Source organism: Pseudoalteromonas sp. P1-9, from assembly GCF_001399975.1.
Classification (GTDB): Bacteria; Pseudomonadota; Gammaproteobacteria; order Enterobacterales; family Alteromonadaceae; genus Pseudoalteromonas.
Window position 1 is genome coordinate 1 of sequence record NZ_LKBD01000023.1, and the last position, 13,890, is coordinate 13,890.

The 13,890-nt window shown below is 40.0% G+C and carries 16 protein-coding genes and 1 tRNA gene; 12 read left to right on the forward strand and 5 right to left on the reverse strand.

Annotated features, from left to right (window positions below; all coding sequences use genetic code 11):
- Both AN214_RS22880 and AN214_RS13980 read left to right on the forward strand, forming a co-directional pair.
- Positions 1-392: SPOR domain-containing protein (locus AN214_RS22880; RefSeq protein ID WP_200911135.1), on the forward strand; the 392-nt coding region annotated here is incomplete at its 5' end.
- Between the two features lie 77 nt (positions 393-469).
- On the forward strand, positions 470-1,306 hold the full coding sequence (locus AN214_RS13980; RefSeq protein ID WP_010562134.1) for a Dam family site-specific DNA-(adenine-N6)-methyltransferase: 837 nt from the start codon (positions 470-472) through the stop codon (positions 1,304-1,306).
- Here AN214_RS13980 and AN214_RS22250 read toward each other — a convergent pair.
- Entirely contained in the window at positions 1,303-1,473 is a 171-nt protein-coding gene (locus AN214_RS22250; RefSeq protein ID WP_082428583.1) for a DUF2970 domain-containing protein, read from the reverse strand. The genes AN214_RS13980 and AN214_RS22250 overlap by 4 nt on opposite strands.
- Positions 1,474-1,484: 11 nt before the next feature.
- Positions 1,485-1,796, reverse strand: coding sequence for a hypothetical protein (locus AN214_RS22840; protein WP_152960773.1), 312 nt, complete (start codon positions 1,794-1,796; stop codon positions 1,485-1,487).
- Positions 1,797-2,025: 229 nt separating this feature from the next.
- Here AN214_RS22840 and rpe point away from each other — a divergent pair, with 229 nt between their 5' ends.
- From rpe to speD, 10 genes are all read left to right on the forward strand, one after another.
- Positions 2,026-2,700, forward strand: coding sequence for a ribulose-phosphate 3-epimerase (rpe, locus tag AN214_RS13990; protein WP_054980289.1), 675 nt, complete (start codon positions 2,026-2,028; stop codon positions 2,698-2,700).
- A 96-nt stretch (positions 2,701-2,796) separates the two neighbouring features.
- Complete coding sequence (gene trpS / locus AN214_RS13995) at positions 2,797-3,801, forward strand: tryptophan--tRNA ligase (RefSeq protein WP_010562130.1); 1,005 nt, start codon at positions 2,797-2,799, stop codon at positions 3,799-3,801.
- 65 nt (positions 3,802-3,866) lie between these two features.
- On the forward strand, positions 3,867-4,451 hold the full coding sequence (locus AN214_RS14000) for an aminodeoxychorismate/anthranilate synthase component II (RefSeq protein ID WP_054980290.1): 585 nt from the start codon (positions 3,867-3,869) through the stop codon (positions 4,449-4,451).
- An 11-nt stretch (positions 4,452-4,462) separates the two neighbouring features.
- Positions 4,463-5,623 carry an HDOD domain-containing protein gene (locus AN214_RS14005; protein ID WP_054980291.1) on the forward strand — a complete coding sequence of 387 codons (1,161 nt, stop codon included), beginning with the start codon at positions 4,463-4,465 and terminating at the stop codon, positions 5,621-5,623.
- Between the two features lie 312 nt (positions 5,624-5,935).
- Positions 5,936-7,141, forward strand: coding sequence for an aspartate aminotransferase family protein (locus AN214_RS14010; RefSeq protein WP_054980292.1), 1,206 nt, complete (start codon positions 5,936-5,938; stop codon positions 7,139-7,141).
- Between the two features lie 60 nt (positions 7,142-7,201).
- Positions 7,202-8,224, forward strand: coding sequence for an arginine N-succinyltransferase (gene astA / locus AN214_RS14015; RefSeq protein ID WP_054980293.1), 1,023 nt, complete (start codon positions 7,202-7,204; stop codon positions 8,222-8,224).
- A 19-nt stretch (positions 8,225-8,243) separates the two neighbouring features.
- The gene (gene astD, locus AN214_RS14020) at positions 8,244-9,710 is read left to right on the forward strand and encodes a succinylglutamate-semialdehyde dehydrogenase (RefSeq protein ID WP_054980294.1); all 1,467 of its coding nucleotides are present in this window, start codon (positions 8,244-8,246) and stop codon (positions 9,708-9,710) included.
- A gap of 322 nt (positions 9,711-10,032) precedes the next feature.
- Positions 10,033-10,371 (forward strand): DUF3802 family protein, encoded by a 339-nt coding sequence (locus tag AN214_RS14025; protein WP_054980295.1) that lies wholly within the window; start codon positions 10,033-10,035, stop codon positions 10,369-10,371.
- 91 nt (positions 10,372-10,462) lie between these two features.
- A complete protein-coding gene (locus AN214_RS14030) occupies positions 10,463-10,867 on the forward strand; it encodes an OsmC family protein (protein WP_054980296.1) in 405 nt (134 codons plus the stop codon).
- Positions 10,868-10,964: 97 nt separating this feature from the next.
- Entirely contained in the window at positions 10,965-11,777 is an 813-nt protein-coding gene (speD, locus tag AN214_RS14035; protein WP_054980297.1) for an adenosylmethionine decarboxylase, read from the forward strand.
- 42 nt (positions 11,778-11,819) lie between these two features.
- Here speD and AN214_RS22735 read toward each other — a convergent pair whose 3' ends face one another.
- The 3 genes from AN214_RS22735 to AN214_RS14045 all read right to left on the reverse strand — a co-directional run bounded on the left by AN214_RS22735 (position 11,820) and on the right by AN214_RS14045 (position 13,803).
- Positions 11,820-11,978, reverse strand: a complete 159-nt coding sequence (locus AN214_RS22735; protein WP_161805689.1) for a hypothetical protein — start codon at positions 11,976-11,978, stop codon at positions 11,820-11,822.
- Between the two features lie 184 nt (positions 11,979-12,162).
- A complete protein-coding gene (gene traF, locus AN214_RS14040) occupies positions 12,163-13,593 on the reverse strand; it encodes a conjugal transfer protein TraF (RefSeq protein WP_082428584.1) in 1,431 nt (476 codons plus the stop codon).
- Positions 13,594-13,726: 133 nt separating this feature from the next.
- Positions 13,727-13,803, reverse strand: a tRNA-Ile gene (locus tag AN214_RS14045).
- Positions 13,804-13,890: the final 87 nt, after the last annotated feature.

Consider the following 13,890-nt stretch of genomic DNA (forward strand, 5'->3'; position numbering starts at 1 on the left):
AGCCAGAGCAGCAGCCAGAGCAGCAGCCAGAGCAGCAGCCAGAGCAGCAGCCAGAGCAGCAGCCAGAGCAGCAGCCAGAGCAGCAGCCAAAAAACTCAACCGGTAACGAGTGGTTTATTGCACAGCCAGCAAATTATTTTACAATTCAGCTTATGGTGGTGCGCGATCTAGAAGTGATATCACAAACAGTTGAAAACCTGAATTTAGATAATACACATATATTTGAAATAAAGAGCAATCAAGCTAGTTTACATGGTTTAACGTATGGCTTATACAGCTCAATGGCAAAAGCACAAAAAGCGAGAGTAGAGCTACCAGCAATGCTTTTAAATCAAGGCGCGTTTGTCAAATCAGTAGGTAAAATTCAACAGCAAATTCAAGCAAATAACTAAAGCCATAGTTTACTAGTGTGAGCTAGTGTAGAATAGCTGCCCTCGACGTGAATTATAAACAATAAATACCAGCTAGCATGAACAAAAAAACACGCGCATTTTTAAAATGGGCAGGCGGCAAATACAGTTTAGTTGAAGAGCTTTCTAAGCGCTTACCAACAGCAGATACGTTAGTTGAGCCTTTTGTTGGTGCTGGTTCTGTTTTCCTAAATACGCAATTTAAGCATTATATTTTGAATGATATTAATGCAGATCTCATCAATCTCTACAACGAATTAAAAGATAATCCAGATGAGTTTATTGCCGATGCGCGGAAATTGTTTGTTGATGTAAATAATGATGCTGATGTTTATTATGAGTATCGTAAACAATTCAATGCGTCATCAGATGCCTATGAACGTGCGATTCTATTTTTATATATGAATCGTCACGGTTATAACGGTCTTTGCCGTTACAATAAAAAAGGCATATTCAACGTACCATTTGGCAAATATAAACGCCCCTATTTCCCTGAAAATGAATTGTATTTTTTTGCAGAAAAAGCGCAGCAAGCGACCTTTACGTGCTTAAACTACGAAGAAGTATTTCAAGCTATTCCGGAAAATGCGGTTATTTATTGCGATCCTCCTTATGTTCCCTTAAGCAAAACGGCATCATTTACTAGTTATGCTAAAGGTGGCTTTGATTTAGATGATCAAGCTAACCTTGCTAATTTGGCTGAAAGTCAGGCGTTTAACCAAGGTAATTCCGTCTTAATTTCTAATCATGACACATTATGGACACGTAAAATTTATGCGCAAGCTAGTCTTGATGTGATCCAAGTAAAACGCACAATTAGTCCGAAAGGAAATAAGCGTAATAAAGTGGGTGAGTTAATGGCGCTGTATAAAGCTGACGTAGATTACGAGATTTAACTAACAACCAGCTGAACAACAAATGTAATTGTTAAAACAAAGGCGACTGTTAGTACAATACCAAGCACAATTAAGTACCTTACCGATAAGTTTTTGAAGTGATGATGTTGTCGCTTGCTACTCTGTACGCCAAATAATGCAGCTAAAACGGCTTGTAAATACTGCATTATAACGCTCCTTATCTTATGTGAGTTGGATAATTCGCTTGTGCTTCTTTTTTGCCTGACTCAAGCAGTTCAAGTAAGTCTAGATAATGAAATTGAGAACTGCGACTTTTTCCAATGAACCAAGAAAACCAGCTTTGATTTGCAGCCCGAGCTTGGCAGCTGCCAGTTGGGAAATATTCAGTACTCGCGACTTGGAGTTTTGAAGGGCAGTTGCAGCCGTGTGATGTGGTGTTACTTTTTGCAATTAATGAATACGAAGCTGCAGAAAACACCGTAATAGTTGTTGCCAACACCGTGTGTTTTATCCATTTGCTAAACATCATGTTCTGCCTCTTCCTATTAGTAACATGACTAAAGCTTAACCAAGTTTTAGGGACAAAACAACGGTAATTTAACGCAAAATACAACTACTCCATCTCAAATTATGTTATAAATGTTAACCATTTGTAAAGGTGAATTTTAAGAAAAAATAGGTTACAGTATGTGCTGCTTGTAATTGAGCAATTCCCTCTTTCCGTTCAATGTGTTAACAAAAAAATTTGAGGTAGTGTTATGTCGCAGTATTTAATTGCACCTTCTATTCTGTCAGCTGATTTCGCGCGTCTAGGTGAAGAAGTCGACAATGTTTTAAAAGCTGGTGCTGATGTGGTGCATTTCGATGTGATGGATAATCACTACGTACCCAATTTAACAATTGGACCAATGGTGTGTAAGGCATTACGTGATTACGGAATTGAAGCGCCGATTGATGTACATTTAATGGTAAAGCCAGTTGATACACTTATTCCAATGTTTGCCGATGCAGGTGCAAGCATAATTACATTCCACCCAGAAGCAAGCGAGCACGTAGACCGTACACTTTCATTGATCAAAGAGCATGGTTGCAAAGCAGGCTTAGTACTAAACCCAGCAACACCGCTAAGTTGTTTAGAATATGTTATGGATAAACTAGACGTTATTTTACTAATGTCGGTTAACCCAGGCTTTGGTGGACAAAAATTTATTCCAAATACACTTGATAAGCTGCGCGAAGTTCGCAAGTTGATTGATCAATCTGGCTACGATATTCGTTTAGAAATTGATGGTGGTGTAAATGTGAATAATATCGCTGAAATAGCTGAGGCGGGCGCAGACATGTTCGTTGCAGGTTCGGCAATTTTCAATCAGCCTGACTACAAGCACGTAATCGAGCAAATGCGTGAGCAACTGTCTCACGTAAAATCTTAAAAAATGTGAAATTCAGGTCGACAAATGCTTGCTTCCAATCTTGAAGCATTTAAAATTGTCGGCCTTATTTGTAAATTAAATTAGTAAAGGAAAATCATGACAAAGCCTGTAGTGTTAAGTGGCATTCAGCCCACCGGCGGTATGACAATTGGTAATTATATCGGTGCCATTAACCAGTGGCTTAAATTACAAGAAGATCATGATTGTTACTTTATGCTGGTCGATTTGCATGCGCTTACAGTTCGTCAAGAACCTGAAGTGTTAAAGCAACGTGTATTAGATGGTATTGCGCTTTATGCAGCTTGTGGCATTGATCCTGAAAAATCAGCGCTATTTGTACAATCACAAGTACCAGAGCACGCACAGCTTAGCTGGGTATTAAACTGTTATGCACAAATGGGTGAGCTTAACCGCATGACGCAGTTTAAAGATAAGTCAGCTAAAAATGCGAATAACATTAATGTTGGTTTGTTTAGCTACCCAGTGTTACAAGCTGCAGATATTTTGCTGTATCAAGCGGATCAGGTGCCAGTAGGTGAAGATCAAAAGCAGCATTTAGAATTAACGCGCGATATCGCAACACGCTTTAATAATTTATATGGCGACGTATTTAAAATTCCGGAGCCATACATTCCAGAATTTGGCGCGCGCGTAATGAGCCTGCAAGATCCAACCAAAAAAATGTCAAAGTCTGACGACAATCCAAATGGTTACATCATGTTATTAGATGAACCTAAAAAGATTGAAAAGAAGCTTAAAAAAGCTGTTACCGATTCAGACGAACAAGCACGCATTTATTTTGACCCGCAAGAAAAAGCAGGTGTTTCAAACTTATTAACCTTGCTTTCAGTGGCAACAGGTAAATCGATTGAAGAGCTTGTACCAGCGTACGAAGATAAAATGTACGGCCACCTGAAAAAAGACACAGCTGAAGCTGTGGTTAGTATGATTGAGCCAATTCAAACGCGTTTTAAAGAAATTCGCGAAGACCAAACATTGCTGAACAGCATTATGAAATCTGGTGCTGAAAAAGCTGGTGCACGCGCAGAAGCGACGCTTAAATCGGTTTACAATGCGTTAGGTATGATCCCACGCCCATAATCTTGGCCACATAATGCCAAGCAAGAGCCAGGTTTAGCCTGGCTTTTCTATACATAGGTGCATCCATGTTGTTAATGATCGATAACTACGATTCGTTTACTTATAACTTAGTGCAGTACTTCCAGCGCCTTGATGTTGATGTGAAAGTGGTGCGCAATGATGAGCTCACAGTCTCTGAAATAGCCAAGTTAAAACCGCAATACATTGTTATTTCACCTGGCCCATGCTCGCCAAACGAAGCCGGGGTTTCTCTTGATGTTGTGCATCAACTAAAAGGCCTGTTGCCAATACTCGGAATTTGCCTTGGTCATCAAACGATCGCGCAAGCATTAGGTGCGAAAGTGGTACGAGCAAAACAAGTAATGCATGGTAAAACATCAAAAATAATTCATACTAATCAAGGTGTATTCACTAATTTGCCAAATCCATTAGAGGTTTGTCGCTATCACTCTTTAATCGTTGAAAAGCAAAGTTTACCAACAGATTTAAGTGTTACGGCGTGGAGCGTGGATGCAGATGGACAACAAGACGAAATAATGGGTCTCAAGAATGAGAACTTGGCATTAGAAGGGGTTCAATTTCACCCCGAAGCCATTTTAACGCAATCTGGATTAGCACTACTAAACAACTTTATAACTACGTACCGGTAATCGTTTTTTACATGAATAAAGCGACAAAGCAAAAATGGCAAGCAGAAATGCTAATTGGTCGATTTCACGACTTATTGTTGGGTCAGCAGTTTGCGCAGCAGCAAATTGGTTATATTCATACGCTCGATGTAAATTACGGTGAGCCCCTGCCGGTACGAAAGCTGTTAGAAGTTGAGCAAGTTGCGGCAAAAGCCCGTGAAAAACAAGACTCTCGTAATCATCAATTTATTGCCGATGTAAATGCTGAACTGCACCAGCAAATCGAAGATGGAATAGATAGATGCATGGATAATGTTGAATACATTTATAAAGAAATTATTCAAATTCAAGACAATATTCCTGCAACCTTGGACATTTTGGCGGTTAAATCAGCCTCGGTTGGTCGCATCGACCCACTTATCACTGATTTACATTGGTTAGGTGAGGAGATCCTTAAGTTTATTAATTTGCCACAATACCGCCCTGAAAAAGACCCAGCTAAAGCAGTAAGAGTCGATAACCCGTCGCTTGCGCTGCGTTATATTGGCCTTGAAAACTTAAAGCTGATTGTACCGACATTTTCATTAAAGCACTGGACACCCCACAGTACTGCGCCATTCCAAATGTTAAAACGCAAGCTATGGGAAACCGGTATGGCTGCGGGAATTGCATCGCGCAGTTTAGCTGAAGAAAAGGGAGAAGATGGCTACAAACCATTCGTACTGGGAATGTTTCATGGTTTAGGAAATATGGCGTTAATTCGTCTCTATCTTCGACTATTTGATGCGCTGTGGGAGCAAAACTCCCGTGAAGCGCGCGAAAATGGTAATAAAGATCGCCATAGCGCGCTCTCAGAAATAAAACCTGAAGCCTTATTTTTACGAAACTTGATGGTAGAGAAAGGTGCGCGTTTGTCCTGTAAGTTGTTAGAGCATATGAGCTTAAAATATCTTCCTATTGCGCAGGCTATGCATGATATCGCCGAGAATAAACCATTTGACGAGTGTTTACCGTTAGCGCAAACAGTATTGAAAGGGCGCGCATACAGTTATTATAAGTTCTTACAAAAACATACCTTAATCGAACCCGACGAAGCAAAAGCGCTGTTTACCCATTATCAATTTAGCGGCAAAGAACTCAAATTATTAGCAAGTACCAGCTTGCAGAATCTGCAATTACGCATTGAGCGATAATTATTCTTACTTTTTTCGTAATTTTTTACGCCTATTCATGCAATGTGAATAAATTTCACTAAACAAAGTAATTCACTAGCTTACATAGTGAAGTTTGGTAGCAGATAGGTGTGTTAAACAAAATAGTTATTCATATAACATGAAATATTATCCGAAAGCCTTGTATTTAAAGGTGTTAGGGCTATTTTTAAGGAAGACAGTAGGGGAATTTTCTGGAATAATGTCAGTCCGAATTTTGCCCGATTTAGCGGGCTTAGGTAACACAAAAGTGTAATAAAACCTTGTGTACCGAAAAATTAATGAGGAGTTAAAATGACAGTTTCAAGAGCATTATTTGACCAAGTAATGGTACCTAACTATTCGCCATCTGCGGTTATTCCGGTTAAAGGTGAAGGTTCACGAGTATGGGATCAACAAGATAACGAGTATGTCGACTTTGCCGGTGGCATCGCAGTTAACTGCTTAGGTCACTGTCATCCAGCGCTTGTTTCAGCATTGAAAGAGCAAGGTGAAAAATTATGGCACCTTTCAAATGTATGGGCTAATGAGCCAGCACTTCGCCTAGCTGAAAAGCTAACTAAAGCGACATTTGCAGACAAAGTATATTTTGCAAACTCAGGTGCAGAAGCTAACGAAGCTGCATTAAAGCTAGCGCGTCGTTGGGCACTTGATAATTTCGGTGCTGAAAAATCACAAATTATTTCATTTAATAAAGGTTTCCACGGTCGTACATTCTTCACCGTAACTGTAGGTGGTCAAGCGGCTTACTCAGATGGCTTTGGTCCTAAACCTGGCGACATCACGCACGCTGACTACAATGACTTAGCATCATTAGAAGCGCTTATCTCAGATAACACCTGTGCAGTAATGCTTGAACCACTGCAAGGCGAAGGTGGTGTTGTAAGCCCAACTAGCGAATTTATGCAAGGTGTACGTGCGCTATGTGATAAGCACAATGCGTTACTTATTTTTGATGAAGTACAAACTGGTGTAGGCCGTACAGGCGATTTATACGCTTACCAAGGCTTAGGTGTAACACCTGACATTTTATCTACAGCGAAAGCGCTAGGTGGTGGTTTCCCAATTGGTGCTATGCTTACAACAACTGAGATTGCTAAACACTTAAAAGTGGGTACGCATGGCTCTACATACGGCGGTAACCCGCTAGCATGTGCAGTAGCTGAAGCGGCATTTGACACCGTAAACACAAAAGAAGTACTTGAAGGTGTAACGGCTAAAGAAGCACTTTTCAAAGAGCTACTTGCTGAAATTAATGCAGAACACAACGTATTTGCAGAAGTACGTGGTAAAGGCTTGCTACTTGGCTTAGCGTTAACTGACGAATACAAAGGTCGTGCAAAAGAGTTTATGACAGCGGGTGTTGAACACGGTGTTATGGCGCTTGTTGCCGGTGCAGACGTAATTCGCTTTACACCATCATTGGTAATTCCAGAAGCTGATATCCGCGAAGGTATGGCTCGCTTTGCAAAAGCAGTGGCACAGGTTGTTAAAGGCTAAGAGCAAAGACAGGAAAGCAGCATTTGGCTGCTTTTCTTAATTTTAATATAGGGGCTACTAATGATTATCGTTCGTCCGATTAAAAGCTCGGATTATCCAGCTTTAATGAAGATAGCTGAAGATTCAGGTCATGGCTTCACGTCTTTGCCACAAAATGAAGACCTGCTTAAGCGCAAAATAGCGCGTTCGGAGCAAAGCTTTAGCAAATCGGTTTCTCATCCTGAGGATGAGGGTTATTTGTTTGTAATGGAAGATTTGGCGACTGCCGAAGTTGTCGGTACATCTGCAATTGAAGCGGCAGTTGGCTTAGATGATGCCTTTTACCATTATCACTTAAGCAAGGTGATCCACTCGTCGCGTGAACTTAATGTTTACAAAGCGGTAGATATTCTTACCTTATGTAATGATTACACCGGTGCAACAGAGCTATGCACTTTGTACCTACAAGATCATTACCGTCAAGGTGGAAATGGTAAGTTATTATCAAAAATGCGTTTTATGTTTATGAATGCGCATGCAGAGCGCTTTGCGAGTAAAGTATTAGCTGAAATGCGCGGTGTATCTGATGAAAACGGCGAAAGCCCGTTTTGGCAATGGTTAGAAGAGCACTTCTTCTCAATGGATTTTCCAACGGCAGACTACCTAACAGGTATTGGCCAGAAAGTGTTTATTGCTGAATTAATGCCAAAATACCCAATTTATGTAAATTTACTTAGTAAAGATGCACAAGCGGTAATTGGTCAGGTACATGATAAAACCCGTCCAGCAATTGAGTTACTAAAAAGCGAAGGCTTCACGTTTAACGGCTATGTAGATATTTTTGATGCAGGGCCAACGGTAGAAGCTGATATTAGTAACATCAAAACAATCCGCGATTGCCAAAACCGCACTGTGGTAATTGGTGATATGGCACAAGGCTCAGCGACAAGTTTTATGCTGTCAAACCACAAGTTGGTTGACTTTAGAGCGTTACTATCGACAATGACCTTGGATGCAAACAGCAAGACAGTTACTTTGTCTGCTGAATTTGCAAATGCGCTACATGTTTCAGAAGGTGATGTGATCACTATCGCACCACTTTAAATAGTTAGGAGAAATTGAGATGACTCACGCCGCTCAGTTTATAAATGGCCAGTGGTTAGCTGGTGAAGGAGCTGAATTCAGCTCGTTAAACCCTGCAAAAGGGGAAGTAATTTGGTCAGCAACGGCTGCAACAGCAGAGCAAGTTGACGCAGCAATTAACGCAGCACGCGAAGCGTTTTATAGCTGGACAGATTTAACATTTGAACAGCGTTTAGAGATTGTTAAAAAGTTTGCTGAACAGCTTGCTGAAAATAAAGATGCGCTTGCCAAAGCCATTGCACTTGAAACGGGTAAACCGCTTTGGGAAACAGCAACAGAAGTTGGCGCAATGATCGGCAAAATCGGTATTTCTGAAAAAGCGTATTTAGAGCGCACAGGTACTGTTGAAAACCCAATGCCTCAAGGTCGTGCGGTAATTCGTCATAAAGCACACGGTGTTGTTGCTGTATTTGGTCCTTATAATTTCCCTGGACACCTGCCTAACGGTCACATTGTTCCTGCATTACTTGCTGGTAACACAGTTATCTTTAAGCCGTCAGAACTTACACCTATGGTTGCCGAGTTAACTCTGCAATTGTGGGAAAAAGCGGGTCTACCTAAAGGTGTAATTAACCTAGTTCAAGGTGAAGTTGAAACAGGTAAGGCGCTAGCATCTCATCGTGGTATTGATGGTTTATTCTTTACGGGTTCATCGCGTACTGGTCATTTAATTCACCAGCAATATGGCGGCCAGCCAGGTAAAATTTTAGCGTTAGAGATGGGTGGTAATAACCCACTAATCGTTAAAGATGTTGCAGACACTAAAGCTGTTGTTCACGATATTATTCAATCTGCGTTCGTATCGAGCGGTCAGCGTTGTACATGTGCGCGTAAGTTATTCTTACCTGCAGGTGAGCAAGGCGATGTGATTTTGTCACAGTTAATTGAAGCAACTAAAGCAATTAAAGTTGGTTTTTACGATGATGAAGATCAACCGTTTATGGGTTCAATGATCTCAGAAGCCGCTGCTAAATCAATGATGGATGCACAAGCTCAGCTTCAATCTCTAGGTGGTGAGTCACTAATTGAAATGACACACACTACGGGCACTGGTTTTGTTACACCAGCCATTATTGAGTGTTCAAATATTGCTGATTTCCCTGACGATGAGCATTTCGGTCCATTGTTAAAAGTATTCCGTTACACTGATTTCGATGCAGCTATCGATAAAGGTAACGATACTGACTACGGCCTTTCAGCAGGCCTATTAAGTGATAACGCAGCTGATTACGACCATTTCTTACGTCGTATCAGAGCCGGTATCGTTAACTGGAACCGTCCAATTACAGGTGCTTCAAGTGCCGCACCATTTGGTGGTATTGGTGCATCAGGTAACCACAGAGCAAGTGCATACTATGCAGCTGATTACTGTGCATACCCAGTTGCTTCGGTAGAGCTTGAAAAAGTAGCAATGCCAGCAACATTAAGCCCAGGCATTAAAATTTAGTAATAAGTTTTAACTGTAAAAAAGCAGCGCAAGCTGCTTTTTTTATGTCTATAGTTATTGGAAGAAAGGTGATACCAGTTTACTTAAATAGCCAACTTTTTTGGCGAGTTAGCTGTAGAGCGAATTGCGCTGAAACTTATTGATGTAGCTCAGCTACATTAAAAAGCTTCGTGTGGTAAGCATTTGCGTTCATCAGTGTAATAGCTAAACACATAGTTATCAGAATTGGTATTAGAAGTAATAAAAAAGTGCAGGGTAGTATTTATTTAACTAATCTGCTTAAAATAGTCATATCAAATACACGTAGTAGGTAGATAAATAAATGGTAATTGATCAGCAAGGTTATGATGAGCTTATCATGTACTTAACAGAACACTTATCCTTGTTCGAAAAGCCGGGAGAAGTTCGGCCAGGCGCGCCTACAGTAATGGCACTGATTGAAGATGATATTGCTGAGCAAATCATTAATTTTTGCATGCAGCATGACGACTTAAGCGTTGATGATCGCAGTGTGATTATGCGTGAAGTTGATGGTATTGTGTACGATCTACAGGAAGTACTATCGGGCGTTGTTAATCAACCTGTTACGATTGAACAACATGCCTTTATTGATGAGTTTTCAGGGCTCGTTAAAAACTTATTTGATTCTGCTGTTTCCTAGCTATATTCACACTGTTAGTTAGCGCTTTTTATTGCTATCTTGTGTTGCTTACATACAATCGATTGTAGATTAATAAACAAGAGTGTAAACAATGCAAGCAAATGTGAAATGGGTCGACGGAGATACCTTTGTTGGGCTTTCTAACTCGGGCCACAATGTGGTGTTTGATACAGGCAGTGATAGCGCTGCGCCAAGCCCTATGGAAATGGTTTTAATGTCAGCAGGCTGCTGTTCTTCTGTTGATGTTGTTAGCATTCTAAATAAAGCAAAACAAAACTTTTCCAACCTTGAAGTAAAACTCTCTGCTGTGCGTGCAGAAACAACTCCACGAGTTTTTACTAAAATTAATCTACACTTTGTAGTTACTGGTAAAGATGTGTCTGAAAAGCACCTTTCACGTGCCATTAGTTTGTCGGCTGAAAAGTACTGTTCAGTAGCACTTATGCTAGATAAAACAGTCGATATTACACACAGTTACGAGATCATTGAAGAATAGCAAAAATAGTACTTTTGCGCGGGGGGATTTTCATATAAAATCCGCCCTCTTCAAAAGCGAAATCGCGATTATTTTATACAATTGAGGGTGGTTTATAGTGCCAAAGCCATTTAAAAAACTAAAGTTACACGGTTTTAATAATTTAACAAAAAGCCTTAGTTTTAGTATTTATGACGTGTGTTATGCAAAAACACCACAACAACGTAAAGAATACATTGAATACATTGATGAACAGTACAGTGCTGAACGCCTAACCGATATTTTAGGTGAAGTAGTTGATATCATCGGCGCAAATATTCTAAACGTTGCTCGCCAGGACTACGACCCTCAAGGTGCTAGTGTAACTATTCTTATCTCTGAAGAGCCAGTAGCCGATGCGACAGCTCAGCAAGAAGAGCCAGGTCCATTACCAGACTCAGTTGTTGCACACTTAGATAAAAGCCATATTTGTGTACACACATACCCTGAGGAGCACCCTTATGACGGTATTTGTACTTTCCGAGCAGATATTGAAGTATCAACTTGTGGTGTTATCTCACCACTTAAAGCGTTGAACTTTTTAATCCACTCATTAGAATCTGATGTTGTGACAATCGATTACCGTGTGCGCGGCTTTACTCGTGACGTAGACGGCAAAAAGCACTATATCGATCATGATATTCATTCAATTCAGAACTTTATGACTGAAGACACGCAAGACGCGTATCAAATGATTGACGTGAATGTATACCAAGAAAACTTGTTCCATACTAAAATGATGCTTAAAGAAACCGACTTAAATGCGTATTTATTCGGTATTACAACAGATGATTTATCTGAAGATGAGCAGCAGGAAATTCGTCACAAGCTTTCACGCGAAATGCATGAAATATTCTATGGTAGAAATTACCCAGCAGATTCTGCATTTTAAAAAAGGCGCTTTAAGCGCCTTTTTTATTCCAATAATCCAGTATTACTCTGGTGGCTTCGTTGGTCTTTGAGGCTTATCTTTTGGGTTTGACCCCATAATTTCAGCACCACCAACATCTGAAAGTATTGCGCCTGTATCCGTGTCCATAGCTATGCCACTCGCTTGTAACTGCAGTGTGAAATATAGAATTAAGCTTATCATTCCGCATCCTTATTATAAATTCTGTTCTAAATGTTTGCTGCTACCCAAAAAGAGTACTTAGTTGTTATCTAAGTAAATTTATAGTTGCTCATTTTTTGTTCTGCGTCTATATCTGAATCATCTGAAATATAAACAAATGTAAACGAGCTTAAACATTCTAAAGGAATGAGTTCGATAAAGGTTATTAATAATCGAACTGAATACCCAAAGATACACTGAGTCCTCGCATATAATCTTGCCCGTCAATTTCAACAGTATCTAGCGTTGACGCAACATCTAAATTGATAAACTTCATAAAAGTTAAGCCTGCATTCAAGTAGGCTAACTCAGAGCCTGCTAAGTTACGACTAAAGCCAACTCGAGCGCTGGGTAACCACCAACTATCTGCTGCATAACCTGCTGTGAAATTTAGCCATTGGAATTTATCAAGCATAGGGTCGTTAATGGCATTAGCATCTACTTCAAGGCTAAAACTCCATTTATGGTCTTCACTGAATAGGGCGCCTTGCAAGGTGAGTTGGCGTTCTAGTGTAAATTTTTCATTTTTGTCGAGTTGCTCAAGTACATAAGGGGATTTAAAGCGACGTCTATCAACTTGCGGGAAGCGATAGTCACTTTCTATGGCATTTTTTAAATGGCCGGCAATGAGGTAATTGTTACTTGCAAATGACAACCCAAAGTCAACATCAAAGCCATGTTGATAACTGTAATCGCCATTTCTTATATCATCGAAAATGGCTTCTGAATCTTCTAAGTCGCCAATTCGTACCCCTAAACTAGTCATACCAATATTGTAATAGGTAGGTTTAATGCCCCAATATAATGTGCCGTAATCATTTTCATATTGAGCGCGCGAATAGGATAAATTTACTTTACTAATACGCGCTGATTTAACAAGCAATAGGCTATCGTTTGTGACAATTAATTTAACCCCTTTATTTTGTGGGTTATACAGCATTTTCAATCCAGCACTTAAATCCAGTTCTTGAACCCCATCATTTTCATCAAAATCAGGTATTCGCATTAACTCACTTTTTGCTTGTTCTGCATCAAATTGTATCTGCTCTAAAATCCCCTCAGCTTTTGAGTAGCCGGTATAACTAGTGCCGAGTAATACCGTACCACCATAAAAATCAGAACTTAGCAAAAACGGGGCTTCTATGCCCAATTCAGCTTTACCATAGCCTTCAGTTGCAATAAGTGCAAGCAAGCTGGCGAGCGACACCACCTCATTTTTTAATATATCTAATCGGTCTTCCAAGTTAGGGGATTGTTCAAATAATTTATCCCAGTCGATGAGATCTGGTGTTTCTATGGGGTTAGTTGGCGTCCCCGGAGTGGGTTCTGATTTTTCAAAGTCGCCAGATAATTTATTGTATGCTTCAAAAAGCTCGTCCAAATTACCATATTCGAGTGATGCTGTGCCATTGAACATGGCACCTGTCATTACATGGTTATCATCGCGTTTAACAACTAATGCAGTGTTAGCAGGATTAGCATCGCTAGTTAAAGCCCGTTGCGAAAAATTTAACTTAGTATGTTTAGATTGAATGTTAGCAAATGCAAAGTTAGAGATGCACAATACAATGATGGAATAAGGCAATATCTTTCGCATATTAAAAATCTTTAATTAGAAGATAGGCTTAAAAGTATACTCAAGAATAAAATGTATACACAATGAATTGCCACAAGTAATTTAAATTATTGTAATTGAGAAGGAAAATACATAAGGAAGTATTACAGAAAAATGGTGGCCCCACCTGGACTCGAACCAGGGACCTAACGATTATGAGTCGTGTGCTCTAACCAACTGAGCTATAGGGCCATTTAAGACGCGTTAGTTATAGATACTTAATAACTAAGCGGTGAGAAGTATAAGAACTTTTAATTGCCTTGTCACTAGCCAATAGGG

Bases quoted from the DNA above. Each gene is read 5' to 3' on its own strand.
- AN214_RS13980 (WP_010562134.1), top strand. From the start codon at position 470: ATGAACAAAAAAACACGCGCATTTTTAAAATGGGCAGGCGGCAAATAC.
- AN214_RS22250 (WP_082428583.1), bottom strand. From the start codon at position 1,473: ATGCAGTATTTACAAGCCGTTTTAGCTGCATTATTTGGCGTACAGAGT.
- AN214_RS22840 (WP_152960773.1), bottom strand. From the start codon at position 1,796: ATGATGTTTAGCAAATGGATAAAACACACGGTGTTGGCAACAACTATT.
- rpe (WP_054980289.1), top strand. From the start codon at position 2,026: ATGTCGCAGTATTTAATTGCACCTTCTATTCTGTCAGCTGATTTCGCG.
- trpS (WP_010562130.1), top strand. From the start codon at position 2,797: ATGACAAAGCCTGTAGTGTTAAGTGGCATTCAGCCCACCGGCGGTATG.
- AN214_RS14000 (WP_054980290.1), top strand. From the start codon at position 3,867: ATGTTGTTAATGATCGATAACTACGATTCGTTTACTTATAACTTAGTG.
- AN214_RS14005 (WP_054980291.1), top strand. From the start codon at position 4,463: ATGAATAAAGCGACAAAGCAAAAATGGCAAGCAGAAATGCTAATTGGT.
- AN214_RS14010 (WP_054980292.1), top strand. From the start codon at position 5,936: ATGACAGTTTCAAGAGCATTATTTGACCAAGTAATGGTACCTAACTAT.
- astA (WP_054980293.1), top strand. From the start codon at position 7,202: ATGATTATCGTTCGTCCGATTAAAAGCTCGGATTATCCAGCTTTAATG.
- astD (WP_054980294.1), top strand. From the start codon at position 8,244: ATGACTCACGCCGCTCAGTTTATAAATGGCCAGTGGTTAGCTGGTGAA.
- AN214_RS14025 (WP_054980295.1), top strand. From the start codon at position 10,033: ATGGTAATTGATCAGCAAGGTTATGATGAGCTTATCATGTACTTAACA.
- AN214_RS14030 (WP_054980296.1), top strand. From the start codon at position 10,463: ATGCAAGCAAATGTGAAATGGGTCGACGGAGATACCTTTGTTGGGCTT.
- AN214_RS22735 (WP_161805689.1), bottom strand. From the start codon at position 11,978: ATGATAAGCTTAATTCTATATTTCACACTGCAGTTACAAGCGAGTGGC.
- traF (WP_082428584.1), bottom strand. From the start codon at position 13,593: ATGCGAAAGATATTGCCTTATTCCATCATTGTATTGTGCATCTCTAAC.